This is a genomic window from Butyrivibrio sp. AD3002, assembly GCF_000420905.1.
Lineage (GTDB): Bacteria > Bacillota > Clostridia > Lachnospirales > Lachnospiraceae > Butyrivibrio.
On record NZ_ATVV01000001.1, the window covers coordinates 40,178 to 66,714 of the forward strand.

A 26,537-nucleotide genomic window follows, 5' to 3' on the forward strand; every position below is an offset into this window, starting at 1 on the left:
GGGTGGAAGGCTTCTTTATGCCCATAATCTATTTGCATAAATTTTTTTGATACCTGATGCAACATATTTGCCTCCAAATCTGTATATAGTATAGAACCTCAAAAACGCAGATTTATTCGGAGGATTTATTATGAAAAAGAATATTATCGCAGTTGTATTAGGACTTATACTTGCATCCGGTTTGTTCGTAGGTGCCGGAAAATATATTGCTTATTCCCGGAGACTGGTACCTGCTGAGCCTATGGCTCAAGAAAGCGAAACAGAGCTAAAATACAGTGAAAATAGCAATTCCTACGGAGTAACGGATAAAAAAGAATTTGATAAGAAGCTTGTTGAGTTTATAGAAGAGAATGGGTACGAAAACAAGAACTACATGATATCGCCTACATCTTTCAGAGCAGCACTTGCTATGTCAGTTGCAGGAGCTGATGGAAATACCAAAGAAGAACTTCTTCACGCGATGGGCTTTAACAGCATTGAGGAAGTAAATGAGTGGTATTCATCAGTGGTGGATTCTTCTGAAGAATCAGCATTTATTTCATCAAACTCAATCTGGAGAAATACTAAGGCAAACGGCAAATTTTTATCTTCCTACAAAAAGTATGTAGCGAAGCACTATGATGCTAAAGCAGAGGAAGTATCACCTGAGAAAATTACAAGTAAGGTAAATGACTGGGTTAATAAAAAGACTAATGGAATGATAAAGGAAATAAGCAGCGATCTTTCAGAATATGATCTTTTGCTGATAAATGCCTTGTATCTTAAATCTTCATGGGTAAATAAATTCTATGAGGGCAGAACAGAGCTCGGTGATTTTAGGACCTTTGAAGGCAAAACAGCCATTAAGGACTTCATGAAACAGCAGGAAGATTATAAATACTACGAGGATAAAAACGGAAAACTGGTTGTGATTCCTATGAATGGTGGAGTTGATGCAGTTTTCATACTGGGTGATATAGATGATCCCAGGGAGAAAATGAACCTGGCTAAAAAGGAGACAGTATCGGTCAGACTTCCCAGGTTTGAGACAGAATCTGAATTTACATCTTCTGAGCTTATGGGGTATTTGAACAGTCTGGGTGTACAGGATGCATTTAATGATAAAGCGGATTATTCAAAAATGTGTGAAGTCATGGATGTTCAAATAACAGAGATAATTCAGAAGACCAAAATAAAGATAGATGAAGAAGGTGTTGAGGCAGCCGCTGTTACAATGGTTGCAAAATGCGATTCCTGCGCTATGCCGGAAGAGAAAGAAATAAAGGAATTTAATGCAGATGAGCCATTTAAGTATATGATTATGACTCATTCGGATGATCCGGAATTACTATTTTACGGACAGATCGTTGAATAAGACTACAAGAAGGGTTTAGACATGAATGGAAAATTAAAAAGCTTTATATATATGATATTTGTTACGTTGACAGTTAGTGCATTTTTGCTTGGAATAGCAAATATAGTCACTTCAAAAATGATGGAAAGATATGTTGAGGTTCCAGCTTACATAACTGATGTAAGCTTCAAACATTCGCAAATACGTCATTATAATGTGAAATATTACTATACACTTCATTATAGTTATGAAGGGCAGGAGTATGAAGTCGAAAAGGTAAGCAGAATAGCTCCTAATGAGAATCTTGATAGAGCATGGCTTGATCCTGTATATATGAAAAATGTGGAAACTGTTAGTAAAGAGAAGCATGTTATATACGGATTTGTGCTCCTGGCTGTTTCCGCGATATTTGGATTTATAACAGTATTTATAACAATTTTAAGAAAAAAAATATCCAAGATAAAGCAGGAAAAGCAGAACTATCAAAACACCGCCACTTATCAAAATAGCTCAAATTATCAAAACCAACAAAACTATCAAAATTATCAAAATAGTCAAGGCTATAGCATGTACTCAAGAAAATACATGAATGCGCAAATAAGATCCATCTATGGTAAGTTACCGATAGGACCAATTATTTCAGGTATTTATGCGGCGGTATTCGCGTTTATGGGAACAATTACATCCATTCTTGGTGCTGTATTTACCAAAAATCCGAGTGGGGCACGAATACAAATAAACGGAAGACTTTTGCAGGGACAGGAATCAATTGATGCAGCTATGAAATGGGGAAAGGTACTTCTTAGAGTTGGAAGTGTTGCATTTGTAGTGGCATTTATCATGGTGGTACTAACAGTTGTATTATTCACGCGTTATAATAATCAAATAAGATATCAGAATGACGCAATTTAAAGGGAAATGCAAAGTAAGCGAATGATTATTGATCATTACGCTTACTTTGTTTTTTTGGAATAATACTTTTTGACATATTTATAGATGGAATCTTTATGATTATCTGAGAGATTATCGTATGTTTCAATAATAAATGAAAGTTTTGGATCCTCAGAATTAATCATATATTCAGGAGTGGAAGAGGGTTCGGTATTTGTAGAAGCACTATTGTTTGAAGTGTCTATGAAGGCTTCCATGAATTGTGTTAGTGCAGCGGCTTGAGATATGCCGGATTTTGAGCAAGCTTCTTTAAAGTTGTCGGTAAGGTCTTTTTTTAATTTATAACCTTTTGTAATATAGCCGACCTTCTCCTGATAGCGCTGAGACCATATTGTTTGATTTTTTGGATTACCTACAGGCATATTGTAATAACCTCCTATAATTGTTATAATAAAACTAATCTGAGTGGAGCGATGCGAGAAGTTTTGGGCTCGCCCCACTCGTCGCCTTAATTAAGAATTACTTTTTTTCAGGTTCTGTGATTAGTTTTTGAAGATACGCCAAAATTTTTTCTTTTGGCGTATCTTCTTCAATTAATGTACTTTATATGTGATCTTTAGGCTTTTTGTGAAAGGGATATTAATGCCTGTATACAGACTTGATGATAAAAAAATCATGTTCCCCGATCCCCGGCTTGCAGAAGATGATGGCCTTCTTGCAATTGGCGGGGATCTTTCCATGGACAGGCTTATTCTTGCCTACAGCAATGGAATCTTTCCGTGGTATACGGAGGGTGAACCGGTATTGTGGTGGGCTCCCAAGGAACGCTTTATTATCAGGCCTGCTAACATTCATGTGTCTCATTCAATGAGAAAGTTTTTCAGAAAGCATGAGATATCAATACGCATAAACCGTGATTTTGCAGATACGATGCATAGATGCAGGATTAAGAGGGAGTTTACGGAAGAAGGAACCTGGATAACCGATGACATGGAAGCGGCTTACAAAAGGCTCTGCGATAACGGCTTTGCTCTAAGTGTGGAATCCTTTGTGGATGGGGAGTTGGCAGGAGGTCTTTATGGTGTCAGCCTTGGCAGATGCTTTTTCGGAGAGAGCATGTTTTCTGAGATGGAAAACGGATCAAAAATCGCGCTTATTCTATTCTCAAAAGTGCTCGAAGAAAATGATTATGTAATGATCGACTGCCAGTTTGAGACAGAGCATCTAAAAAGCATGGGCGGTAAAATGATCAGCTTTGAGGAGTATAGGGCGCTCCTTGTGGAGGGCTTTGACCGAAAAGAGAAACAATAGGATTTTTTGATAATTTATTGTTTTTTTATCAACTATTATTCATATGTGATGTTATAATTTTAGCAGAAGATGGCGGCATTTTAGGGGAGAATATCTGTATGGAAGAATTATACCTTAGCGCTGAAAACCTGCTTCGTTACATAGTTGAATTTTCAACCTTATTATTGGAATTCTTTGGCATATGCATTCTTGTGTATACCGGCTTAAAGAGCTTTTACCTTTGGATAAAAAAGGATGGCTCAATTAGACTGGAGCTAGCACAGGGAATTGCACTTGCGCTTGAATTCAAGCTTGGCGGCGAGGTTCTTAGAACTGTTGTTGTCAGAGAATGGGCTGAGCTCGGCATTCTCGGTGCTATCATTGCGCTCAGGGCAACGCTGACCTTCCTTATCCATTGGGAAATTAAAAACGAGGAGAAGGCTTTGCAGCCTACTCTCAAGGAAAGTCTTGAAAGTAAGGAAGAGCATAAAGTCTGACTTCATCTTATGAACACTTTTAATCTAATGACATATCCCGTGACATACGGGTTAATCGCAATTAATATAATCATTTTTATTCTAATAAATCGCAAGGTATTAAGCGTAGGGCAGCTTGGCTCGTCCTATATCAAGACGCTCCAGGAGAAAGAGTTCTACAGGATTGCCACAAGCGCCTTCACTCAGAAGGAATTCCTGCACCTTGCCTGCAATATGTATTCTCTTTATAACATCGGACGTGTGCTGGAAGATGCACTGAAGTCCGATGTCTTTGCTATATGCTATTTCACTATCATGATCGTGGGCGGAGCGATTTCTGCAAGACTTCACAAAAAGGGTTCGCCCTTTACTCTCAGCATCGGAGCCTCCGGCGTCATCTGTGGCCTCATTGGGATTTACATGGTAATTGCATTCTCTGTCTGGGGATTCTCAGGAATAACTTCCATGATTCCAACAATTGTTATTCTAGCTCTTATGACCACTTCCAAGAAGATAGATTCCATCGGCCATTTCACAGGCCTTCTTTGCGGTATTCTTGGAGGAATTGTGTTAGTGAATATCTATCATTTCGGATGAATTTTCTCTTGTTTTTCTGATTACCTTTAAGTGCCTGCTTTGTTGTAAAAAGGTAAATGTGGGCTTTGGATTTTTTATGGAAACAACAAGTTCTAACACTAATTCTTGATTTGTTGTTCGGCCTTTCGCAAGGCACAATAAAAGTGAGTATTTCCTTCTGATTTGTTGTTAGGCATTTCTCCAAGAACAATAAAAATGTAATTTCATTCTGATTTGTTGTTCGACTTTTTTCTAGAAACAACAAATGTGACTATATCATCCTGGTTTGTTGTTTGACCTTTTTCTAAGCACAATAAATTTTGATAATGCTACTTGAATTGTTGTTTGAGCCTTTCCTCAGGTACAATAAAAAACTATGTATAACCTTTTACTTAAAAAACGATTAACACGCTCATTTGATGGTGAGCATGTTTTATAATATTCTTAAAGGTTGCTATTTATTTGACATAGCATTTATTTACAGGAAGGAGTTCAGCTTATGAGGGAAAAGAGTAAAAAGACTGTATCATTATTACTGACGACAGTTTTGTCAATGTCCATGGCATTAGGACTATTATGTGTTGAAAATAATATTGCTAAAGCAGCTACTTCAACTACATTTAATACAACACAGTACGAAAGTTTTTACGATTTTAAAAAAGTTAAAGATTATCCAAATGGTGCCACTTTGGTATTTGAGGAAGATGTAGCTGTTAACACTTCTCTGCATGGAGAGGATATTTTAATTGAATCTCCTTTGGCATTTATGATTGGAACAGAAGGTACTATGGTTGAAGAAGGTTATGATGTAGAGATATGGTATCATGGACAAACTAATGGTGGTATACCGGTTATTACAAAGCTTCCTGATCAGACTATATGTAGTGCATCATTAAAGATGAAAGTTCCTGAAGGTTATAACGCCCAAAGTGCAAAATATTATGATGAAAATAATGACACTTGGAAGGCGGTATCATCATATACTGAGGACAGTTTCACATATCCAATCGAAGGCAAAATAGTCTATTTTGAAGAACACGGTTTTGTTTACCAACCAAGAAACAGTTGGGCTGTTGAACTGAAAAAAGCAAAGACCGATATTTCAACACTTAAAGCACAGGCTACAATTCCTCAGGTTACATACAAATATACCGGTAGTCCTATTGAACCAGAGGTTACTATTCCGGGACTTACAAAAGATAAGGACTATAAAGTCGAATATGCAAAGAATACTGATGTAGGAACTGCAACCATAACAATAAAAGGCATTTACAACTGCTATGGCTCATTTACCATAGAGTTTACAATTGAGGATACAAATAAGGAAGCGGATAAGGATACATATAAGGATACGAAATATACTGATGAAAAAGGCGGTGCTGAATACATTCTTAATACTGATGCTGATGGAAATATAACAGCTACTTATACAGGAACATCAAAGAAAAAAGCGAAAAAGATAACTGTTCCATCAAGTATTACACTTCCGGATGGAAAGGAAGCTAAAATTACAGAAATAGGGCCGAATGCTTTTAAAGGATCAAAAGCTACCCAGATTACAATACCCAGCACAGTGACTAAAATCAGTGCTAAGGCTTTCGCAGGCTCTGAAGCAAAGAAAATTATAATTAAGACGGATAAGAAGGGTAACATTTCAATTGGCAAAGGTGCTTTCAAAAAAATGAAAGCAAAAAATGTTCAGATCATTATTAAGGGCTGTAAGGGTAAGGCTAAAGAAAAGCTTGTGAAGAAGATTCAGAAACAGGCACCAAAGGGAACTAAAGTTAAATAATCTAGAACAAGAACAAGCAGGCTCATTGAACCTGCTTGTTTCTTTCTGTGACAAAACAATAACAGAAATTTTGACTATTCTTAATTGACGGTAATTTAATAATAATATTTTTATAAAAATGGTTGGCACGTTTCGTGACATGAGTAAAGTCATTGACAAAACTGTATAGATTATTGAAAGGTATTACTTCAAATGTGAGAATGAGTATTAGGATTACCTATTTTATTACTATTTTTAGAAAAATAAATACTATATTGTAGAACAATAACTGGATTTTTGAAAGAGAGGTATATCTTATGGGGATTTTTAGAAGACTAGGTTGTTTAATATTTTGTGTGGCGTTATGTGTATGCTTAATGCCTAATGTTGTTGTTCACGCTTCAAAAACTTTTGAAGTTGCTATTGAGGATGAAGATGGAGCAGATCTGCCCACAAAGTGTACGGTTGTGTTTGAAAATGTGGATTACACATCGTGCAATAATTATAACAAACCACAACGTATACACTTCACACAAGAGCAGGCTGGATGGTGGGATGAAATAAAAGATACTATCGAAAATGGTTATGACGCATATGCATATAACATTTATGTAGGATATTTTGAGACCAATACCGCGTATGTGGATGGAGAAGTTTATTCTGCTACTATTACTGTGCCACTTCCAGAAGGGTATACTGGAGCAACTGCAAAGAGGCTTTTACTCTATGATTATGTTAGTACGGATAAAACAGTACTGCCAGTAACGTCATATACCGATAAGACTATTACATATCCAGTTAAAATGAAATGTGAGGCATATGATCATGATACTGATGGGGTGAATGAATATAGATTTTCGTGCGAATCATTTGTTGAATTAAGTAAACCTAAGGACATATCTACAGTAAAGGATAAGGCAAAACTATCATCGGATAAGATGGAATTCACAGGCAATGCATTAACTCCTGATGTTACTATCGAAGGGCTTACGAAAGATAAAGACTTCACAGTATCTTACAAAAATAATATTGAAATTGGAACGGCAACGGTTACAGTAACCGGTATAGGTGCATATACAGGGGCGTTTGATCTGACTTTTACAATAGAGAAAACATATAAAGATGAGGAAGTGTCTGATCAGGAATCGGGTGCAGATTATGAGGTTAATACAGAAGCCGATGGAACTACCATTGCTACCTATAAAAAATCAACAAATAAGAAGGCTAAGAAAATAAGTATTCCTTCTGAAATCAAGCTTCCAAACGGAACAACTGCAAAGGTGACTAGAATTGGAGCTAAGGCATTCAAAGGTTCAAAGGCTGAGCAGATTACTATTCCGTCGACAGTAAAGAAGATTGATGCCAAAGCTTTTGCCGGATCATCAGCTAAAAAGATTATTCTTAAGACTGACAAAAAACCAAATCTTTCTATTGGTAAAGGCGCATTCAAGAATATGAAGTCTAAGAATATTACAATCCAGATTAAAGGTTGTAAAGGTAAAGAAAAATCAAAACTGAAGAAAAATATACAAAAACAATCAGCAAAAGGAACAAAAGTAAAATAATTTTTCACAAGGAGATTTTTTATGAGATTATTCAAAAAAATATTATCATCAGTTATTGCTTTTTCATTAGTTACAGGCTTGTGGTGTGGTACTTCCTATCTAGCTAAAGCAGGGACTTCTTCTACATTTAATATCAATCTATATACAAGTGATACTTTTGAAAGTCCAATAAAAGAATATCCTAATGGGGCAACTTTGGTATTTGATGGAAATACTGATATTAGTGTTAATAAAAATCTACAAGCTGAAGGAATATTAGCGACTCCATTGGTAATATTCATAGATAAAGGAAATAATATGAAGGAAGATGGTTATGACATATTAGTCAATGCGCATGGGCAGGCAGGAGGAGGAATTCCTGTCTTAACAAATCTTCCGGCGAATACAGATTATACTGGATTATTGACTATTCCCGTTCCTGACGGATATAATCCGGCAAGCGCAAAGTACTATGATATTAATGATCATCTTTGGAAAGCTGTAACATCATATACAGAAAGCACAGTTACTTATCCTGTTGAAGGCGGTTTAGCATCTTTTATTGAGTATGGCATGATATTTCAAATTGGCGGAGATTGGTATACAGAATATAAAAAGGCAGCAACAGATATATCAACACTAAAGGGGCAGGCAACTATTCCTCAAAATTCATACACATATTCTGGTAGTGCTATTGAGCCTGAAGTCACTATACCGGGCCTTACAAAAGAAAAAGACTTCAAAGTTGAATATGCAAAAAATACTGATCCCGGGACAGCAACAATAACAGTTACAGGCATTTACAATTGTTATGGGTCATTTACTATCGAGTTTACAATTACAAAAGAAGATAAGAATGCAGAAGATAAGAAAACGGAATATAACAATACAGAATATAAAGATGAAGATGCAAGTGCTACGTATATATTAAACACTGATAAAGACGGTAATGTAACAGCAACATATAAGGGCTCAACAAATAAGAAAGCAAAAAAGATAACAATACCTACAAGTATTACATTGCCCGATGGAACAAAAGCTACGGTAACTGAAATAGGACCCAATGCTTTCAAGGGTTCCAAGGCTACCCAGATTACAATCCCCAGCACAGTAACAAAGATCAGCAGTAAAGCCTTTGCTGGATCTGAAGCAAAGAAGATAATAATTAAGACAGATAAGAAGGGAAATATATCAATTGGAAAAGGTGCTTTCAAGAGTATGAAAGCAAAGAATGTTCAAATTATTATCAAGGGATGTAAAGGGAAAGCAAAAGATAAGCTGATAAAGAAAGTTAAGAAACAGGCACCCAAAGGAACTAAGGTTAAGTAAGATAAACATTTATTATTCTATGTTTACGATAATTTAGTAATGATTTTAAAAGGAGGTTTTCTGTATGCGAGGTTGCAAACTATCTACAAAGAGATTTTTATCATTTGTTTTAATAGCATACTTATGCTTTGTTTTACAACCTATAAGTGCTTTGGCAAATGATACAAAGGATACGTTTTCTAACATTCCCATTATGCTACAATCTGGTACCGAAGCAGTTGAAAAAGGAAAAGCAACATTAAAGTTTAACTCGAGCGTGTATTCAGTCCGGGATGAAGGCGAAGAATATCAAATAGTTTCAGCTATTGGAAGTAAGCCAGAAGATTTAGGACCGGGAGGACAAGAAGTTACAATAGATTCCGGTTATGACTTAGCGCAAGTTTATAGTATATTTATTTCCGGAGTAACATCAGATTCTTTACAACCCAATTCTGTTAGTGCATGTGTACTTACAGTACCTGTTCCTGACGGATGTACTGCAACAGGTGCAAAACGAGTTGTGAAATGGGGAAAAAATGCAGCAGCAGGTAATCCGGATACACAAAGAGAAGATGCGATCGATAACAAAGATGGTACAGTATCAATTAATATAGTAGTCGGTATTGGTCGATTTACTGATACATCAGTTCAAATGGAAGGCCTTGCTGCTATTGAATTCAAAAAGCTTGAAGAGACTAAAGATATTGCAACTCTAAAAGGTACAGCATCACTAACACCTGTAAATGCTGAATATACTGGTGCAGCCATTACTCCTGAGGTTACAATTACGGGTCTTACAAAGGATGTAGATTTTACTGTTGCTTATACAAACAATATTGAACCCGGTACAGCTACAGTTACTATAACAGGAAAAGGTGCATTTACAGGATCGTTTACACTTGAATTTACGATTAACAAGAAGGAATACAAACAGGAAGAAGTAAATGATGAAAAGACAGGCGCAAGTTATGAAGTAACAACAAATGCTGACGGAACAATTAATGCGATTTATAAAACGCCAACAGATAAAAAGGCAAAAAAGATTAAAATACCAGAGAATGTAACACTTCCAGATGGATCGACAGCTAAGGTTACTCAAATTGCACCCAAGGCCTTTAAGGATTCCAAAGCTACTCAGATCACTATTCCTAAAACTGTAACTAAGATTAGTGCTAAAGCTTTTGAAGGGTCATCAGCAAAGAAGATTATTCTTAAGACTGATAAAAAGGCTCAAGTTTCAATCGGAAAAGGCGCTTTCAAGAAAATGAAGGCTAAGAAAACTACAATCCAGATTAAAGGATGTAAAGGCAATGCAAAGAAGAAACTCTCCAAGCAGGTTAAAAAACAGGCTTCAAGTGGAACTACAGTAAAATAATTTGTTACAACTAATGATAGTATCTATGTATCATATCTCTTCAGAGAGGCTGTTGCACTATTGTGTGTGGCAGCCTCTCTGAAATTTTATAAGCCAAACACCACTTTTTTTCATAAATCCCCATAAACGAAAAATAACAACAATAATGTCGCAATGATGGATATGTATTCTACTCCCAACTACAAATAAAATAGTATCAACAAAGAAAAACTAAGTTTGTCATTCGTTTTATTAAAAAGGAGGCGAAATTTTATGACAATCACTTGGAAACAGAGTTCATATTCATTTTTTCTTGCTGCTATTCAGCTGATACTGGGCATAAGCTGGTACGTTGCCGGAAGGAGCAGATGGCTGATTCTCATGGCATTTGGACTTATGATAATTCAGATCGTGAATGGAATATCATGCAGGATGCGTGAGAAAAATGAAGAAATGAAGTAAAGTGTGGTATTATTGTTTAGTATGTAAAAAGTATTTTGGAGAGGAGAACCAAAATGGGATTATTAAGAGGACTTATACTTGGTGCAATAGAAGGTTGTATAGCAAGCAGCATCATGAATGAGAAATCAGGAATGGTGAAGAATATTGTTCTTGGTATCGTTGGTGGATGCGTTGGTGGTTTCGTGTTCGGACTTGCAGGATTATCAGCAAGCGGACTTATAGGAAACCTTATCATTTCAACAATCGGTGCATGTATCTGCATCTGGATTGGAAGAAAGCTTTCCAGTTCTGACAATAAAGATTGAACCTGAGAAAATCGCACTATCTGAGCAGCACATATTCATTAGTGAATAGAGCGCTGCTCTTTTTATCTGTATAATTCATATAAATCATTTGGAAAAAGAGGGAGCATAGGGACTTATGGATGCAGAATACAGGAAAATTGTATGTGTTGCTGTAATAATCGCGTCTGCTGTTTTTCTAAGCGCTATCACTTTCAGTAACTATATTGGGACAAAGGCAAGTAAGGAGAATGACGTAATGAGTGAAGAAGTTAGTTTCAGGAAAAATCCTATTATAACGGATATTTATACAGCCGATCCGGCTCCGATGGTGTATGGTGATACTCTTTATCTCTACACGACACATGATGAGGATGAGCTGATAAATGATTTTTATACTATGAGGGATTGGAGATGCTTTTCCACCAAGGATATGGTGAACTGGGAGGATCATGGATGCATTTTCTCTCTGGAGGATATCTCCTGGGCAGACGACAGGGCATGGGCTCCCCAGGCGATTGAGAGAAACGGTAAATTCTATCTGTATTGCCCAGTTCATAAGAGAAACGGTGGAATGGCCATAGCTGTAGGAATTTCAGACAATCCGGCAGGCCCTTTCAAGGATTTGGGTCATCCGCTTGTTGATGAGGGAGACTGGAACGACATAGATCCCACGGTTTTCATAGATGATGACGGACAGGCCTATCTTTACTTCGGAAACCCGGAACTTAGATATGTTCTTCTTAATGAGGATATGATATCTTACGACAAGGAAGTTGGAGTTGTGAAGATACCCATGACAGAGGAAGCCTTTGCAAAGGGCAGTCATGATACCGGAACCTCCTATGGTGAGGGCCCCTGGTTTTATAAAAAAGACGGCCTCTATTACATGGTTTACGCTGCTTTCGGTGTGGGACAGCAAAATGAGCACCTGGCATATTCGACTTCGGATTCTCCGACAGGTCCCTGGAAATATGGCGGAGTTCTGATGACAGAAGAGGGCGGAGTTTTCACCAATCATCCCGGAATTGCTGACTTTAAGGGACATTCGTACCTGTTTTATCACACAGGAGAGCTACCGGGGGGAAGTCTTTTCCACAGAAGTGTATGCGTAGCGGAATTTAAGTATAACGAAGACGGTTCCATAGACACTATTTCCAAGTGTGATGGAGTACCGGCCATAAACTGAGCAAATGATAGTAGACTCTCAAGGTTAAAGTATTTATCGACCTTTGGGAGTCTTTTCATGTGGTGTGATAAATTTGTGATAGTAATATTGATACCATCAATACAGGATACATAAGGTGCACAAAGGTGAGGGTAGAAATATGACTATTACAAAAACTTTGAACGGAACTTCATTGTACATGGTACTTGGCGGAAGACTTGATACAAAGTCCGCGCCGGATCTTTATGAGGAGATCAATAATTCAATAGACCAGGTCGATAATCTTGAACTGGATATGGCGGATCTTAAGTACATTTCATCGGCCGGACTAAGAGTCCTTCTTACAACTCAGAAAGAGATGAACAAAAAAGGCACAATGGTCGTTAGAAATGTTGGCCCGGATGTGGGTTACATTTTTGAGGTAACAGGATTTGACAATTTTCTTACAATAGAGTGATTTAGCAGATTTCCGGCAATTCCTGGGTAATACGTGTCAAAAAGTGATATGAAAATGCTGAACCAATCTGATATAATGATTGATGTATTACATATGTCCGAGCGGCATATTTGGGGAGATTGGTATGAGTTTATCACAGCATATTCATATTGCACTTGAGCTCTGGTGCGCTTTTTTCTGCGGCATTGCCATAGTCTGTGTTTTAGCGTCGAGATTTCAGGATAATGTAAAATCGAGGCTTCTCATTTTTCAGTTAAATACCATTGCTTTTATAAATTTATTAGAGGTTCAGGCCTATTATTTCAGAGGTAATACCACAAAGCTTGGTTATTACTCTGTCAGAATAGCTAACTTTGGCGTCTTTTTTTTGAACCATCTGCTTTTGATATTCGCAACACACTATATCTGTCACAGGATGGGGAGTAGCCACAGCAAGGGAACAAAGCTTACCTGTAAGGCAATAACTATACTTAGCGTCATTGGAATGGTTCTGCTTATTCTATCCAGAGTATTTGGGTTCTATTATGCCTTTGATGATCAGAACAGATATTATAGGTTAAACGGAACCTACTGGATTATGCTTTTTATTCAAATGCTGGCCATGATGATTTTGACAGGATACACCATATGTCACTGGAGGCATTTGAAAAATCTTGAGAAAGTCGCCTATTTATCCTATGAACTTCTTCCGGTTCTTGCAATAGGAGTTCAGAACTTTGTATATGGAATTTCACTTGCTACACTTGCAACCACTTACTCAGCTCTTCTCATGTTTGTTGTATATGAGATTGAGTATTCGGAGGTTGTGGTTCTGGACAAACAGCGCATAGAGGCTGAGTTATCTCTGGCGACATCAATCCAGACTTCCATGCTTCCGCATGATTTTCCGCCCTTTCCCGACAGAAAGGAATTTGACATTTTTGCCACGACTGAACCGGCGAGAGAGGTGGGCGGCGATTTTTATGACTACTTCCTTGTTGATGATGATCACTTATGCATCGTTATGGCAGATGTTTCGGGAAAAGGCATACCTGCAGCACTTTACATGACAATATCCAAGGTGATCCTGAAAAATACTGCGATACTTGGAAAATCCGTATCTGAGATTTTGACCCTCACCAATGATGGACTTACTAAGGAAAATAACACCGGTATGTTTGTGACTATCTGGATAGGTATGCTGGAGATATCTTCAGGGATACTTACCTGCGCAAATGCCGGTCATGAGTATCCTGCGATTATGAGAAAGGGTGGCAGTTTTGAGATTTTCAAAGATAAACACGGCTTCGTTCTTGGCGGAATGGAAGGCGTGAAATACAAAGAGTACACTATTCAGATGAATCCGGGAGACAGGATTTTCCTTTATACAGACGGGGTGCCCGAAGCAACGAATAATGTTGAAGATATGTACGGTATCGAGCGCATGATAGGTGCACTTAATAAAGAACAGGAAGCTCCTTTGGAAGAACTACTGAAAAATGTTCGCACGGATATTGGATCCTTTGTCAGGGATGCGGAGCAATTTGATGACCTCACAATGATGTGCCTCGAATACAGAGGATAGTTTTAATCATATATTTATGTGTAGTTTATCAGGTTTTTATTTCATTAATGCATAATGTAAGGTATATATGAATACACAAATTTGATTACTTATGAAGGGGAGATATTGATGGAAAATAAAAATCCAGAGGTTAATTACCTTAAGGTAGTAATTGTAATTGCGGTAATTTTTCTGATAGCAGCTTTCTGTATCATAAAAGGAGGAAGGGGAACGGTTAAGACGAATACTTCTTCCGGCAACGCCCTTGCATCCTGGACAGATACCGCACCTGCGAAGGAAGCACTTATAAATTATATGAGTGCAATCACTGATGAAAACAGTGCGGATTATATTCCTGTTGAGAGACGAATTGCTGTGTTTGATCTTGATGGAACACTCTTTTCAGAGACAAATCCTATTTACTTTGATCACAGCCTGCTTCTTCACAGAGTACTTGAAGATCCGGATTATAAGGATAAGGCTTCTGATTTTGAGAAGGACGTTGCAGCGCAGATCCTGCAGTGGATTCAGGACGGTGAATATCCTAAGACAATGGATATTGACCACGGAACAGCAATTTCAACTGCTTTTGCCGGAATGACTGTGGATGAATTCCAGGATTATGTTGAGGAATTCAGTAATCAGCCGGCTCCCGGATACGACGGTATGACAAGAGGAGAATCCTTCTATCAGCCGATGATGGAGGTTATTGATTTTCTTAATGAAAATGACTTTACAGTCTATGTTGTCAGTGGAACAGACAGATTCATAGTCAGAGGCGGAGTTAGAAATAACTTAAAGGTTCCAATGAATCAGATTATCGGTTCTGATGAAACTATCGAAGCCAGCGGACAGGGAGACGAGGATGGCCTTAAATACCAGTTTACAGCTGATGATAAGGTTATTACAGGCGGCGAGTTTGTTGTTAAGAATCTTAAGACGAATAAGGTTACCGCAATTGTTCGTGAAATAGGTGTTCAGCCTGTTCTTGCTTTTGGTAACAGCTCCGGCGATTTCAGCATGGCTAATTATGTAATTCATGATAATCAGTACAAGAGTCTTGCATTTATGCTTTGCTGTGATGACGTTGACAGAGAATATGGCAATCTTACAAAGGCAGAGAAAATGGAAGCTGACTGCGCAGAGCAGGGATTTATTCCGGTTTCCATGAAAAATGACTGGACTACAATTTATAAAGAAGGCGTTAAAAAGAATCCTGATGTAGGTCTTGATATCTATGATCAGGAATACGAAGAAATAATGGATGATGCGGCATGAGTGATAGAAGAAATAACGAGAGAATTCAAATGTACAGTAGTGCCCTTGTTTATATTGAGGGCTATGACGCTGAAATAGAAGCTATTGTCACCAATCTCAGCGAAGAGAATATTGGTTTAAAATGCCGTATTTCCGATGAGCAGAAAAAGAAGATTGAGGACAGTAAAATGATTACTTTCCAGTTTGTTGATACATATCTGGAAGGTAAAAAGGCAAAGACAGATGTTGTACAGGCCTGTGCTCTTATACAACGCATGGAATATTCCGATGGAGAATGTTTTATTGGCGGAGTGGTAAGAGACGAGAATTTTAAACGTTATGTTCTTCGAAGAAAGCTATCACCGTATTATAAATAAGTGATATAAAAAGCGTAGCAGTAGATGGTTTACTGCTACGCTTATTTTTTTTCAAGTAATTATGAGATTGTCTTAGTGAATTTTGATTTCTACTTTAATATGAGAATCAACGTTTGACTTAAATACTTTCGCGTCTGAAGGGCTGCCAACAATGTTTCCGTAATGAGTGGGAATAGCTACTTCGGGTCTGATGATATTTACAAGCTCTGCTGCCTTCTGGGCATTCATGGTATACTTCCCTCCGATGGGAACAAGAGCGATATCACATCTGACCTGTTGTGCGTCCTTGGTGAGGCTGGTATCACCGGCCACATATATTCTTTTGTGATCAATTCTGAAAATGTAACCTACATAGCCTGCTGCCTTCGGATGGAAGGGTTTAAGGTTGTTATAGGCGGGTACTGTCTCAAATTCAAGACCATCAAATTCTTTGTAAATTTTAGGCTTTACCCCAAGAACTTTTCCGTTCTCCAAAAGAAGAACTTCTGCTTTACTTGCGATTTTTTCCGGAGCAACAATACGAGTATCACTTTTAATGATTTTCTTTATATCATCCGGAGAGAAGTGATCATAGTGATCATGTGTGATGAAGATATAATCCGCATCATGCGGAGCGTCCTTTATCTCAAAAGGATCGACATAGATTACTCCTTTGTCGGAATTGATTCTAATGCTACTGTGAGTAAGCACTTCAATGTTTTCAACCATTTACAACATTTCCCCCTGAAAAGATTCGTGTAAAAACACTATATATAGTATACCAGAAAATTTGACCTACAAACGAGAAAATGTTGTTTTATATTCATGCGGTGTAACTCCGTATTTTTGCCTGAAGTAGGTGATGAAAGCGCTGGTGCTGGGAAATGCAAGGAGATCCGAAAGCGAAGATATGGATATATCAGTAATCTCAAGAGCATGCGCTGCATATTCAAGCTTCTGATTTCTTATGAAAACAGAAGGCCTTTCAGATAATTCTTCCTCGAATATTTTTGAGATATAACCTTCACTTTTCCCTGTTATGGAAGCAAGGTCGGACAGAGTGATTTTTTCATGGAGATGTCTTGAGATATACTCGCAGCATTTCTTCACGTACAGGCCGCAGCTTCTGTATTTGTAAGCGCTCACCTGATAGGTAAAATCGTAGAGCGCACAGTTTTGAAGATGATTGAGTTTTGAGATATCCGTCTCCATGAGGCTGTATTTAATATAGTTGTCGCTAAGGGAGTAGGCGATATGATCTGGGAGTCCGCCATCAAGTGCAGCTCTGGTATAGAGTGTTATTCCGCTGACAAACATACTGATTGCCTGGGAAAGAGGATTTTCCGAGACTTCTCCGATATCGTTGAAGGCTCCGGGACTGTAATGATTCTCGGAAGGATCGAAACTCTCTATTAGAGCCAGAATCTTGGTGAGATTACCTGTTGAAATATAGTACATGATTGTTTTTTCCGTTGCTCTCTTGTAGGAGATAGGATCTCCCTCGCCTTCCGTCTCGAAAAATACCTGCTCCTTGAAGCCCTTGAGGATGGTGTTTCTTATTTTTGAAACAGACTTGTCCGGTGTGAAGCTCTTTACTTCCGGTGCGAGTTCATCATCGAGAAGGAGACGATATAGATCTTGGGAGGTGGTAGCCTTTTTCATAGTGTATACTCCTGTGTCCCCTCATCCGGCACTTCGTGCCACCTTCCCCCAGAGGGGGAAGGCAGAATAATATAAAGCCTTCCCCTAGGGGGCGCTCGACGTCCGGGGGACGTCGGTCCAGCGCGGACCGAAGCGGAGCGTAGACAGGAGCCCGAAGGGCGGATGAGGGGAATTAATAATATATATCATATAAAATAAATCGATTTCATATACATCCATTCTACAAAAATGCTATTCTGAATTCAATGAGATAAAAACTTAAAGATTCTTTTTTAGGGTAAGGAAGCTTTAAGGGTAAGCAAAAACTACATCATTTATAGGAGAGATTACAATGGAAAAATACGAACAGGAACACTTGGAACTCGTAAGAAATACAGCCGCTGAGGGCACACTTTTTCTTAAAAAGGATGAGTCCTTCCCGCTTGCAGGTCCTTGCAAAATAGCGGCATTCGGAAACGGAATCCGTCACACGATTAAGGGCGGTACAGGTTCCGGTGAAGTTAACAGCAGATTTTCTGTTAACGTTGAAGAAGGTCTTAAGGATGCGGGTTTCACTATTACATCAGGTGAGTGGCTTGATGCTTTTGACGGCGTTCTTGCACAGACACATGAGAAATTCCTTGCAAAGATCAGAAAGGATGCAGAAGCTGTAGGAGCAAATCCTGTTATGTTTGCATTCGGTATGGTTCAGCCTGAACCCGAGCATGACCTTGAACTTACAGGTGACGGTGATGCTGCAATTTACGTTCTTTCAAGAAATTCAGGAGAAGGAAATGACAGAAAGCCTGAAAAGGGTGACGTTCTTCTTACGGATACAGAGGTAAGAGATATCCTCGCGCTCAACAAAAAGTTTGATAAATTCATGCTTGTTCTTAATGTAGGCGGCCCTGTTGATTTATCACCCGTTATGGAAGTTAGAAACATTCTTCTTCTTTCACAGCTTGGTGTTGTTACCGGTAACGTGCTTGCAGATATCCTTCTTGGCAAGGCTAATCCTTCAGGAAAACTTGCTACAACCTGGGCTAAGTGGGAGGATTACAGCACTCTCGGAGATTTCGGTGACAATGATGATGTTCACTACAATGAGGGAATTTATGTAGGTTACAGATATTTTGATACACAGAATGTAACTCCGCTGTTCCCGTTTGGATTTGGTAAGTCATACACTGAATTCACTGTTGAACCTGAAGCTGTTTCTAACAGTAAAGAGGAAATCACTGTTTCAGCTAAGGTTACAAACACCGGTAAGGTAGCAGGAAAAGAGGTTGTTCAGGTTTATGTATCATGTCCTTTCGGAAAACTGGATAAGCCTGTAAAGGACCTCGTAGCATTTGTAAAGACTTCCGAACTTGGAGCAGGACAAAGCGAGACAGTAAAAGCTACTTTCAAGCTTTCTGATAGCGCATCCTACGATGAGGAGGGACAGGCTTACATCCTTGATAAGGGTAATTATGTGATCTATGTAGGTAACTGCTCAAAAGACGTTAAGAAGGCAGGAGCTGTTGTTCTGGCTGATACAGTTACAACCATGAAGACAAGAAACTGCCTCGGAACTCCCGGATTTAAGGATTTTGTTCCCACATCCGCAAAGGAAGAGTCAGTAGAGGACCTTACCACAATAGAGCTTTCAGCTTCCGATTTTGATACACAGACAGTAACCTACGACGTTGATTATCCTGTGGATGATATTATTGCAGGTCTTTCTGATGAAGAACTTGCTTATATCAACACCGGTGCTTTTGATCCCAAGAACTCAGGTCTTCAGGTTATCGGTAATGCATCTTTTGCTGTTGCAGGTGCCGCAGGTGAGACCACAACAAGATATAAGGATAAAGGCATTAAGAGTATGGTTATGGCTGACGGCCCTGCGGGCCTTCGCCTTACCAAGGAATATTTTGAGGACGAGACCGGTGTTCACGGTATCGGTTCAGCACTTGGCAGCATGATGGAGCTTATGAGCGATGAGGAGAAGGCAGCAATCGCAGAGCTTGCCAAGGCTAATGCGCCTAAGCCCGGAACAGAGATTAAAGAGCAGTATGCTACAGCAATTCCGATTGGAACTGCTATTGCACAGACCTTCAACTATGATCTTGCTTATTCTTACGGCGATATCGTAGGAAAAGAGATGGAGAGATTCCATGTACAGCTTTGGCTTGCACCTGCTCTTAATATTCACAGAAGTATTCTCTGCGGAAGAAACTTTGAGTATTATTCAGAAGATCCGTTAGTAGCAGGACTTTTCGCAGCTGCTATAACAAACGGTGTTCAGAAGCATAAGGGCTGTGGTACTACAATCAAGCACTATGCAGCAAATAATGCTGAGACAAACAGATACAATAACAACAGCCATGTTTCCGAGAGAGCAATGAGAGAGATTTATCTCCGCGGTTTTGGAATCTGTGTAAGAAAGTCACAGCCTAAGGCAGTTATGACATCTTACAACCTTCTTAATGGCCAGCACACTTCAGAGCACAGAGGACTTATCGAAGATATCCTTCGCTGTGAGTATGGCTTTAAGGGTATCGTAATGACTGACTGGGTTGTTGAGATGCTCACAGTATCAAGCAAAAATAAGCACAGAGGTGCTCTTGCAAATGAAGTTGTAAAGGCTGGCGGAGATCTGTTCATGCCAGGAACTCAGGGTGATTTCGATAGAATCCTTGCAGACATTAAGTCCGGTGCAATCTCAAGAAAACAGATTGAGCAGAATGCTACAAGAGTATACAGAATGGCAAATGAACTTTCATGAATTTGATTCATAAAAGGTGATTATGAAAAATCTATTTGCAGATAAAGAATTTTATAACAAACTGGTGAGGCTCACTCTTCCAATTGCATTTCAGAGTCTGATGCTTGCTGCTGTTGCAGCAGCGGATGCCGTAATGCTTGGAAGAATAGAGCAGAACCAGATGGCGGCGGTTTCACTTGCTACGCAAGTGCAGTTTATTCAGAACATGGTTCTGAGTGCTGCGACAGCTGCGGGATCGATTCTTGGAGCCCAGTACTATGGTAAACAGGATACCGATACCATAAATAAAATTTTTGCGATGATGATGCGCTGTGTCGGCATTGTTTCCATAGTATTTGCAGGAGCATGTCTTCTTGTTCCGGAACTTCTTATGATGATATTTGCTCATGATCCGGAACTTATAAGAATTGGCGCGTCTTACCTTAGAATTGCAGGCTGGTCATATCTTCTTACAGGAATATCCGAATGTTATCTTACGATTATGAAGATAACGGATCATGTAAAGAGAGGAGCCCTGATCAGTTCCGGTACGGTTGTTATAAACATTATTCTGAATAGTATTTTTATCTTTGGCTTATTCGGAATCACTGCTATGGGAGCAAACGGAGCAGCACTTGCAACGCTGCTTTCCAGAATCATCGAAGTTATATGGGCAGTTAGCTCAAGTTACCAGAAAGGATTTCTTCGTCCGCGGTTCGGTTATCTTTTGAAAAGCTTTCCGGGACTTAGAACCGATTTTATTAAAGTGTCGCTTCCATTACTCGGCGGTGGCCTTTTCTGGGGAGTAGGATTTACATCCTACACCGCGATTATGGGCCACCTTGGAAGCGATGCGGCAGCTGCCAATTCTGTTGCAGCGGTGGTGCGTGATCTGTTCTGCTGTATGTGTAACGGTATCAGCAGTGCCGGTGGCATCATGGTTGGTAACGAACTTGGTGCAGGAAAACTTCAAAAAGGAAAGCAGTATGGAATACGCCTTGCAAAGATTTCTTACGTTATCGGATTTCTTTGCACAGCACTGGTACTTGCCGTAACAGTACCGGTGGTGAATTTTATGAAGCTTACGGATATTGCACGAAGCCATCTGATGGGGATGATGGTTGTCATGGCGATTTATATGATAGGGAGATGCGTAAACACGATTATCATCAACGGCATATTCGGAGCAGGGGGAGATACACTTTTCGATGTCTACAGCCTGGCTGTTTGCATGTGGTGTCTCGCAATACCGACTGCACTCCTAGGGGCCTTCGTATTTCACTGGCCGGTGGTGGCAGTATATGCCTGCACCTGTCTGGATGAAGTCGGGAAGATACCGTGGGTGATGTACCATTTTCAGAAGTATAAGTGGGTGAAGGACCTTACGAGGGAAGTTGTATAAAAAAGAACCGCGTGATGCGGTTCTTTTTTATGCCTTATTGTGAACTCATAACGAGCTCATCACGTTTTTCTCTGTATTCTTTAGGCGTCATGCCTTCCTTTTTCTTGAACAGGTTATTGAAGTAACTCTGGGAGCAGAAGTTCAGCATATTACTGATCTCCGAATAACTAAGATCCGTATTTCGAAGAAGGCGCTTAGCTTCATTGATTCTGATATTCTGCATAAAGTCAGATATTGAAGTTCCGGTCTCTTTATTGAAGAGAGCAGATAAGTATTTTGCTGAAATATGCAGTTCAGATGCAAGATCATCAAGAGTAATCTTATCAGGAAGCTTCTCAATGATGCGTTTAATGCACTTGTTGGTCATAGGAGAGTAGTTCTCACTTGTATGTGCATTAACCTCATGTGAACTCTTGGCAAACTCAAGTGTTCCGTTTCTAAGTACCGATACGATCTTTTCATAGCTCTTGCAGACCTTAAGCTCCTGTACAAACTTCTCAAACCTTGCCTGGCAGACCTTCTTGTCGGTCCCGCTCTCTATGGAGGCGATTTTTGCAATAGTTAACAGCTCAATTGAACGTATGCCGCAGTCTCTGTATGAAGTCTTGTCAGGGAACAGAACATCCATGATTTTTTCATCATCAAAAAGAGAGAAGAGCTTGTAAACACTTCCGTTTACAACGAATACATTGAATAATTCCTCGATTCTGCTGATCTCGTCATAGGCACGGGCATCCTCTGCAGATAACTCCGCGTCGAATGCTGCGATATCAGAAGACTGGGATTTCTTTTTTGCTGTATTAAGAAAATTTTCGGAATGAGCACTGAAATCCGGAGGCGTTTCTTCAAGAACTTCATTAAAGAAGTTTGTTATATGTAAAAGGAACTCTTCTTTGTTAATAACCGGAAGAGCATTGGAAAGAATTCTCTTTTGCTCAACGAACAGATTCTCGCCGAAAGTAAGATTAGGCCAGACGTTTCCGCTTGGCTTAACAGTCATGACGGGACCTATGACAACTGTATAGAACTGATGCTTTCCGCCGTCGGAGTTAAAGGAATAGTACATCTCATAAGGATTATCCAGATCGAGGTAGGATCCTTCAATAGAATGAGATATACGGAAATTCCTTGCCTTCTGCAACATTTCCTCCATGATATTAAGGATAGCGGAAGTGGTGAAGTTGGTAAAAACAAGGCTGTTATTCTGTTCGAAAACCCATACAGGAATTCGCGTTTTCTTGTAATACTCTTCAAATCGCCATGCAATGACTTTAAGATTAGTTTGCATATCATTTTCCTTACAATTATCAAATATTGCCTACACGAAAATTTTACATTAAATTCATAGAAAGTTCAAACTTATTATGCAAATAGACAACTGAAAACATGCGGATTTGGCAATAAAAGACAATCAAAATAGAAAAAAGAGAGTAAAAGTGTACAAATTGTATAAATGCGGAAATTTTTATATACATGTGGATATTTTTATATATAAAGCAATTTTTGATAAGTAAAATATTAACATGTTGTGGGTTATAAAACCCGAAAAAACACTTTTAGAAAGGGAGGTAAGTTATGAAGAAGAACTTACAGAAGGTTATGTCACTTCTGTGCGTATCAGCTATGTCACTTTCGATGATAGCTGGATGCGGCGGCGGTAACAACGGTGGCACAACTACAACTGAGACTCCTGCAGCTACAGAGGAAACTTCTGTTGAAGAGACCACAGCAGCTGAGGAGACCACAGAGGAAACCGCAGAAGAGACAACCGAAGAGACAGCTGAGGAAGAGACTACTGAGGAAGCTACTGAAGATACAGCAGCAGCTGACGGCGAGTCAACACCCAGAAACGAGACTCTGTATGAGGCTGGTCAGCAGTGGGGAACAATCAATGACTGGAACCCTATGTCAGCTAACTCAAACAATGGTCTTGCACTTTCAGCTAATGAGTCAGCACGTGAACTTGTTTATGAGACATTGTTCATGTTCAACGCTCTTGATGGCAAGCTCTATCCTCTTCTTGGATCAGAGTACAGCTGGAACGATGATCAGACAGAGCTTACTGTAACTCTTAACGGCGATGCTAAGTGGAGCGATGGCTCAGCTTTCACAGCTGAAGACGTAGCTTATACTTACGACACACATGTTAAGTATCAGTCTTCACAGGGTGCTGATTTCTCAACTTATGTTGATTCTGTAGAAGCTGTTGATGATTCAACAGTTCTCATCAAGGCTAAGGTTGAAAACGGCGTTGCTGTTAACCCTCTTAAGGTTACTTCAATCCTCAACACAATGTACATGATGCAGAAGGCTTATCTGCAGACTGTAGAGGAGAGAAACGGTGAGGATGCTGATAAGGTTAAACAGGATACTATGGAAGATCTTGTTCACACAGGCCCTTATGCTCCTTACATTTCTAACGACCAGAAGGCAGTTCTTCAGAGAGATGACAACTATTGGGGACAGGCAAGCTCCATGTGGGGTAAGCTTCCCGTTCCGAAGTACATCGCTCACACAATCTATAAGGACAATGCAGCAGGTCAGGTTGCGCTTTCTCAGGGCGAAGTTGATGTCTGCCAGCAGTTCATTACAGATGTACAGAACCTGTGGCTCGAAGATGATCTTCCGATTTCCACATGGCTCGATGATGCACCTTATGGCGCATGCGAAGTTATGCCTTCAATGTTCTTCAACGTAGAGAGAGAAGGACTTGATCAGAAGGAAGTTCGTCGTGCAATCGCTATGGCAGTTGACTATGAGCAGATCATTGCATCCGCTATGTCAGGCCAGTCACCTACATTTGCTGAGTATCCGAGATCAGTTGTTGGACCTACAGACGGCGAGAGAAAGTATGTAGACTTCGACGCTATCGCAGATCTTCAGTGGGATAACGCAGACGTTGATGGCGCTAACAAGCTCCTTGACGATGCAGGAATCGTTGACAGCGACGGCGATGGAATCCGTGAGTACAATGGCAAGAACCTTTCCTTCAAGGCTGAGTGTCCTACAGGATGGTCAGACTGGAATGCATCAATGGAAATCGTTGCTGCAGCAGGCGAGAAGATTGGTATTGATATCCAGACATATTTCCCTGAAGCATCTTCATTCTATGATGACATGACAACCTGTAACTTCGATATCTGCATGTGGTCAACACCCGGCGCAGGCGTTATGAACCCTTACTCAAAGGGAATGTTCTACTTCTCAGAAGAGTATGCAAAGCTTGCATCTAACTGGAGTGGTAACTTTGGTCACTACATGAACGATGATGCTGAGAAGATCCTCGAGGCTCTTCCTTCAGAGACAGACGAAGCTAAGCTCAAAGAGTACTACACAGAGCTTTCAAGAATCCTTCTTGATGAGTGCCCTGCAGTTGCTCTTATGTATCGTCCTACATTGTTCTACGCAGTAAACGAGTCTGTATGGACAAACTATCCTGCAGCTGATGACGGAAGAAATATTCCTCCGACAGACTGCACAGACGGTTATGGTATTGCAGCACTTTACGAGCTTGAGCTTGTTGAGTAATTTGTAACAAAATAACTTTTAGGTAAATTTGGGGGCTGCCGTGGGGCATGATCGCCAACGCGGCGACAAAACCACGCGGCAGTCCCTTAAATTACGCAAAAATTCGGCGTTCGTTAGAAGAAGGGAGGTATTCTTAAATTGAAAGGCTATAAAAAATACTATGGTCAGAAATTGTTCTGGTATTTTCTGACACTCATTTTCGCCGTAATCCTCAACTTTATTCTGCCGCGCCTGATGCCCGGAAATCCTGTTTCCGCTATAGCATCAAAGGCAGTAAGCGGTATGACGGATTCAACGGCTATCCAGAAAGTTTTAAATGATTACGCTACAAAGTTCGGTATCAACGAACCTATGTACAAACAGTTCTTTATGTGGCTCGGAAATGCATTAAAGGGTGACTTTGGTGTTTCCTTCAGCCAGTATCCGAGACCTGTTTCCGACATTATTGCCAATGCGGTATGGTGGACAGTATGTCTGCAGCTCCCCGCAATTTTAGTTGGATGGATTCTCGGTAATATCTTAGGTGCGATTGCCGCTTATATCAAAGGCGCTTTTGATAAGGTAATCCTTCCTATCTTCCTTTTCATAGGAAACATCCCGGCATTTGGTATGGCAACAGTTCTTCTTTATCTGTTCGCAATAAGACTTAAAATCGCTCCTTCTTCAGGAGGATACGGTTATGATCTTATACCTAATATGAGCTGGACATTCATGAAGTCGATTATCGCGCATTACCAGCTTCCTTTCTGGTCAATCGTTCTTATCACGATCGGCGGTCAGGCAATCGGTATGCGATCAATGTCAATATATGAGTTGAATGCAGATTATGTAAAATACTCAAGATTCCTTGGAATCAAGGATAGCAAGATCGTAGGCTATGTGTTCAGAAACGCTATGCTTCCTCAGATCACAGGTCTTGCACTTTCACTTGGAACTATGATGGGTGGTGCTCTCGTTGCAGAGATGGTATTCTCTTATCCCGGACTTGGCATGACACTTCTTTCAGCTGTAAACGGTCAGGATTATCCGCTTCTTTCAGCTTGTACACTCATCATCACAATCATGGTACTTATCGCCAACCTTGCGGTCGAACTCCTTTATGGTGTTATTGATCCTCGAGTTAAGGCTAATCAGCAGGATTAAGGAGGGA

24 protein-coding genes are annotated in these 26,537 nt (G+C 39.7%); 20 read left to right on the forward strand and 4 right to left on the reverse strand.

Translation table 11 applies throughout. The features are described 5' to 3' along the window. Window positions 1-130 precede the first annotated feature (130 nt). Together G596_RS0100180 and G596_RS0100185 are read left to right on the forward strand one after the other, a co-directional pair. Window positions 131-1,354, forward strand: a complete 1,224-nt coding sequence (locus G596_RS0100180) for a serpin family protein (protein ID WP_022759801.1) — start codon at window positions 131-133, stop codon at window positions 1,352-1,354. A gap of 21 nt (window positions 1,355-1,375) precedes the next feature. Further along, the gene (locus G596_RS0100185; protein ID WP_022759802.1) at window positions 1,376-2,245 is read left to right on the forward strand and encodes a hypothetical protein; all 870 of its coding nucleotides are present in this window, start codon (window positions 1,376-1,378) and stop codon (window positions 2,243-2,245) included. A 41-nt stretch (window positions 2,246-2,286) separates the two neighbouring features. Here G596_RS0100185 and G596_RS25140 read toward each other — a convergent pair whose 3' ends face one another. Further along, window positions 2,287-2,646: a hypothetical protein gene (locus G596_RS25140; RefSeq protein WP_022759803.1), complete on the reverse strand. Its 360-nt coding sequence runs from the start codon at window positions 2,644-2,646 to the stop codon at window positions 2,287-2,289. Between the two features lie 220 nt (window positions 2,647-2,866). On the opposite strand from G596_RS25140, the gene aat reads away from it, so the two are divergent. The 14 genes from aat to G596_RS0100260 all read left to right on the forward strand — a co-directional run bounded on the left by aat (window position 2,867) and on the right by G596_RS0100260 (window position 16,088). Continuing rightward, window positions 2,867-3,535 (forward strand): leucyl/phenylalanyl-tRNA--protein transferase, encoded by a 669-nt coding sequence (gene aat / locus G596_RS0100195; RefSeq protein WP_022759804.1) that lies wholly within the window; start codon window positions 2,867-2,869, stop codon window positions 3,533-3,535. A 98-nt stretch (window positions 3,536-3,633) separates the two neighbouring features. Further along, window positions 3,634-4,011 carry a DUF1622 domain-containing protein gene (locus tag G596_RS0100200; protein WP_022759805.1) on the forward strand — a complete coding sequence of 126 codons (378 nt, stop codon included), beginning with the start codon at window positions 3,634-3,636 and terminating at the stop codon, window positions 4,009-4,011. A 9-nt stretch (window positions 4,012-4,020) separates the two neighbouring features. Then, window positions 4,021-4,587 carry a rhomboid family intramembrane serine protease gene (locus G596_RS23310; protein WP_022759806.1) on the forward strand — a complete coding sequence of 189 codons (567 nt, stop codon included), beginning with the start codon at window positions 4,021-4,023 and terminating at the stop codon, window positions 4,585-4,587. Between the two features lie 478 nt (window positions 4,588-5,065). Further along, a complete protein-coding gene (locus G596_RS0100210; RefSeq protein WP_022759807.1) occupies window positions 5,066-6,358 on the forward strand; it encodes a leucine-rich repeat protein in 1,293 nt (430 codons plus the stop codon). A 296-nt stretch (window positions 6,359-6,654) separates the two neighbouring features. Beyond that, window positions 6,655-7,902, forward strand: a complete 1,248-nt coding sequence (locus tag G596_RS0100215) for a leucine-rich repeat protein (protein ID WP_081646600.1) — start codon at window positions 6,655-6,657, stop codon at window positions 7,900-7,902. Window positions 7,903-7,923: 21 nt separating this feature from the next. Beyond that, window positions 7,924-9,210: a leucine-rich repeat protein gene (locus tag G596_RS0100220; RefSeq protein WP_022759809.1), complete on the forward strand. Its 1,287-nt coding sequence runs from the start codon at window positions 7,924-7,926 to the stop codon at window positions 9,208-9,210. Between the two features lie 64 nt (window positions 9,211-9,274). Then, window positions 9,275-10,564, forward strand: a complete 1,290-nt coding sequence (locus tag G596_RS0100225; RefSeq protein WP_022759810.1) for a leucine-rich repeat protein — start codon at window positions 9,275-9,277, stop codon at window positions 10,562-10,564. 252 nt (window positions 10,565-10,816) lie between these two features. Next, on the forward strand, window positions 10,817-11,005 hold the full coding sequence (locus tag G596_RS0100230; RefSeq protein WP_022759811.1) for a hypothetical protein: 189 nt from the start codon (window positions 10,817-10,819) through the stop codon (window positions 11,003-11,005). A 53-nt stretch (window positions 11,006-11,058) separates the two neighbouring features. Continuing rightward, complete coding sequence (locus G596_RS0100235; RefSeq protein ID WP_022759812.1) at window positions 11,059-11,310, forward strand: GlsB/YeaQ/YmgE family stress response membrane protein; 252 nt, start codon at window positions 11,059-11,061, stop codon at window positions 11,308-11,310. A gap of 115 nt (window positions 11,311-11,425) precedes the next feature. Continuing rightward, window positions 11,426-12,475 carry a glycoside hydrolase family 43 protein gene (locus tag G596_RS20320; protein ID WP_022759813.1) on the forward strand — a complete coding sequence of 350 codons (1,050 nt, stop codon included), beginning with the start codon at window positions 11,426-11,428 and terminating at the stop codon, window positions 12,473-12,475. Between the two features lie 139 nt (window positions 12,476-12,614). After that, window positions 12,615-12,911, forward strand: a complete 297-nt coding sequence (locus G596_RS0100245; RefSeq protein ID WP_022759814.1) for an STAS domain-containing protein — start codon at window positions 12,615-12,617, stop codon at window positions 12,909-12,911. 124 nt (window positions 12,912-13,035) lie between these two features. After that, window positions 13,036-14,475 carry a PP2C family protein-serine/threonine phosphatase gene (locus G596_RS23315; protein WP_022759815.1) on the forward strand — a complete coding sequence of 480 codons (1,440 nt, stop codon included), beginning with the start codon at window positions 13,036-13,038 and terminating at the stop codon, window positions 14,473-14,475. A 108-nt stretch (window positions 14,476-14,583) separates the two neighbouring features. Beyond that, window positions 14,584-15,732, forward strand: coding sequence for an HAD family hydrolase (locus tag G596_RS20330; RefSeq protein WP_022759816.1), 1,149 nt, complete (start codon window positions 14,584-14,586; stop codon window positions 15,730-15,732). Next, entirely contained in the window at window positions 15,729-16,088 is a 360-nt protein-coding gene (locus G596_RS0100260; protein ID WP_022759817.1) for a hypothetical protein, read from the forward strand. The genes G596_RS20330 and G596_RS0100260 overlap by 4 nt, the downstream gene beginning before the upstream one ends. Before the next feature lie 72 nt (window positions 16,089-16,160). Here G596_RS0100260 and G596_RS0100265 read toward each other — a convergent pair whose 3' ends face one another. Further along, window positions 16,161-16,796, reverse strand: coding sequence for an MBL fold metallo-hydrolase (locus G596_RS0100265; protein ID WP_022759818.1), 636 nt, complete (start codon window positions 16,794-16,796; stop codon window positions 16,161-16,163). A 66-nt stretch (window positions 16,797-16,862) separates the two neighbouring features. Continuing rightward, complete coding sequence (locus G596_RS0100270; protein WP_022759819.1) at window positions 16,863-17,729, reverse strand: helix-turn-helix transcriptional regulator; 867 nt, start codon at window positions 17,727-17,729, stop codon at window positions 16,863-16,865. A gap of 331 nt (window positions 17,730-18,060) precedes the next feature. On the opposite strand from G596_RS0100270, the gene G596_RS0100275 reads away from it, so the two are divergent. Together G596_RS0100275 and G596_RS0100280 are read left to right on the forward strand one after the other, a co-directional pair. Then, on the forward strand, window positions 18,061-20,478 hold the full coding sequence (locus G596_RS0100275) for a glycoside hydrolase family 3 N-terminal domain-containing protein (protein ID WP_022759820.1): 2,418 nt from the start codon (window positions 18,061-18,063) through the stop codon (window positions 20,476-20,478). Between the two features lie 22 nt (window positions 20,479-20,500). Next, on the forward strand, window positions 20,501-21,859 hold the full coding sequence (locus G596_RS0100280; protein ID WP_022759821.1) for an MATE family efflux transporter: 1,359 nt from the start codon (window positions 20,501-20,503) through the stop codon (window positions 21,857-21,859). Window positions 21,860-21,893: 34 nt separating this feature from the next. Here the strand turns inward: G596_RS0100280 and G596_RS0100285 are convergent, their stop codons facing one another. Continuing rightward, window positions 21,894-23,147 (reverse strand): AraC family transcriptional regulator, encoded by a 1,254-nt coding sequence (locus tag G596_RS0100285; protein WP_022759822.1) that lies wholly within the window; start codon window positions 23,145-23,147, stop codon window positions 21,894-21,896. Between the two features lie 287 nt (window positions 23,148-23,434). On the opposite strand from G596_RS0100285, the gene G596_RS0100290 reads away from it, so the two are divergent. Together G596_RS0100290 and G596_RS0100295 are read left to right on the forward strand one after the other, a co-directional pair. Further along, a complete protein-coding gene (locus G596_RS0100290; RefSeq protein ID WP_022759823.1) occupies window positions 23,435-25,387 on the forward strand; it encodes an ABC transporter substrate-binding protein in 1,953 nt (650 codons plus the stop codon). 138 nt (window positions 25,388-25,525) lie between these two features. Then, the gene (locus tag G596_RS0100295) at window positions 25,526-26,530 is read left to right on the forward strand and encodes an ABC transporter permease (RefSeq protein ID WP_022759824.1); all 1,005 of its coding nucleotides are present in this window, start codon (window positions 25,526-25,528) and stop codon (window positions 26,528-26,530) included. Window positions 26,531-26,537 lie beyond the last annotated feature (7 nt).

Coding starts and splice junctions, on each gene's coding strand:
- G596_RS0100180 (WP_022759801.1), top strand. CDS start 131: ATGAAAAAGAATATTATCGCAGTTGTATTAGGACTTATACTTGCATCC.
- G596_RS0100185 (WP_022759802.1), top strand. CDS start 1,376: ATGAATGGAAAATTAAAAAGCTTTATATATATGATATTTGTTACGTTG.
- G596_RS25140 (WP_022759803.1), bottom strand. CDS start 2,646: ATGCCTGTAGGTAATCCAAAAAATCAAACAATATGGTCTCAGCGCTAT.
- aat (WP_022759804.1), top strand. CDS start 2,867: ATGCCTGTATACAGACTTGATGATAAAAAAATCATGTTCCCCGATCCC.
- G596_RS0100200 (WP_022759805.1), top strand. CDS start 3,634: ATGGAAGAATTATACCTTAGCGCTGAAAACCTGCTTCGTTACATAGTT.
- G596_RS23310 (WP_022759806.1), top strand. CDS start 4,021: ATGAACACTTTTAATCTAATGACATATCCCGTGACATACGGGTTAATC.
- G596_RS0100210 (WP_022759807.1), top strand. CDS start 5,066: ATGAGGGAAAAGAGTAAAAAGACTGTATCATTATTACTGACGACAGTT.
- G596_RS0100215 (WP_081646600.1), top strand. CDS start 6,655: ATGGGGATTTTTAGAAGACTAGGTTGTTTAATATTTTGTGTGGCGTTA.
- G596_RS0100220 (WP_022759809.1), top strand. CDS start 7,924: ATGAGATTATTCAAAAAAATATTATCATCAGTTATTGCTTTTTCATTA.
- G596_RS0100225 (WP_022759810.1), top strand. CDS start 9,275: ATGCGAGGTTGCAAACTATCTACAAAGAGATTTTTATCATTTGTTTTA.
- G596_RS0100230 (WP_022759811.1), top strand. CDS start 10,817: ATGACAATCACTTGGAAACAGAGTTCATATTCATTTTTTCTTGCTGCT.
- G596_RS0100235 (WP_022759812.1), top strand. CDS start 11,059: ATGGGATTATTAAGAGGACTTATACTTGGTGCAATAGAAGGTTGTATA.
- G596_RS20320 (WP_022759813.1), top strand. CDS start 11,426: ATGGATGCAGAATACAGGAAAATTGTATGTGTTGCTGTAATAATCGCG.
- G596_RS0100245 (WP_022759814.1), top strand. CDS start 12,615: ATGACTATTACAAAAACTTTGAACGGAACTTCATTGTACATGGTACTT.
- G596_RS23315 (WP_022759815.1), top strand. CDS start 13,036: ATGAGTTTATCACAGCATATTCATATTGCACTTGAGCTCTGGTGCGCT.
- G596_RS20330 (WP_022759816.1), top strand. CDS start 14,584: ATGGAAAATAAAAATCCAGAGGTTAATTACCTTAAGGTAGTAATTGTA.
- G596_RS0100260 (WP_022759817.1), top strand. CDS start 15,729: ATGAGTGATAGAAGAAATAACGAGAGAATTCAAATGTACAGTAGTGCC.
- G596_RS0100265 (WP_022759818.1), bottom strand. CDS start 16,796: ATGGTTGAAAACATTGAAGTGCTTACTCACAGTAGCATTAGAATCAAT.
- G596_RS0100270 (WP_022759819.1), bottom strand. CDS start 17,729: ATGAAAAAGGCTACCACCTCCCAAGATCTATATCGTCTCCTTCTCGAT.
- G596_RS0100275 (WP_022759820.1), top strand. CDS start 18,061: ATGGAAAAATACGAACAGGAACACTTGGAACTCGTAAGAAATACAGCC.
- G596_RS0100280 (WP_022759821.1), top strand. CDS start 20,501: ATGAAAAATCTATTTGCAGATAAAGAATTTTATAACAAACTGGTGAGG.
- G596_RS0100285 (WP_022759822.1), bottom strand. CDS start 23,147: ATGCAAACTAATCTTAAAGTCATTGCATGGCGATTTGAAGAGTATTAC.
- G596_RS0100290 (WP_022759823.1), top strand. CDS start 23,435: ATGAAGAAGAACTTACAGAAGGTTATGTCACTTCTGTGCGTATCAGCT.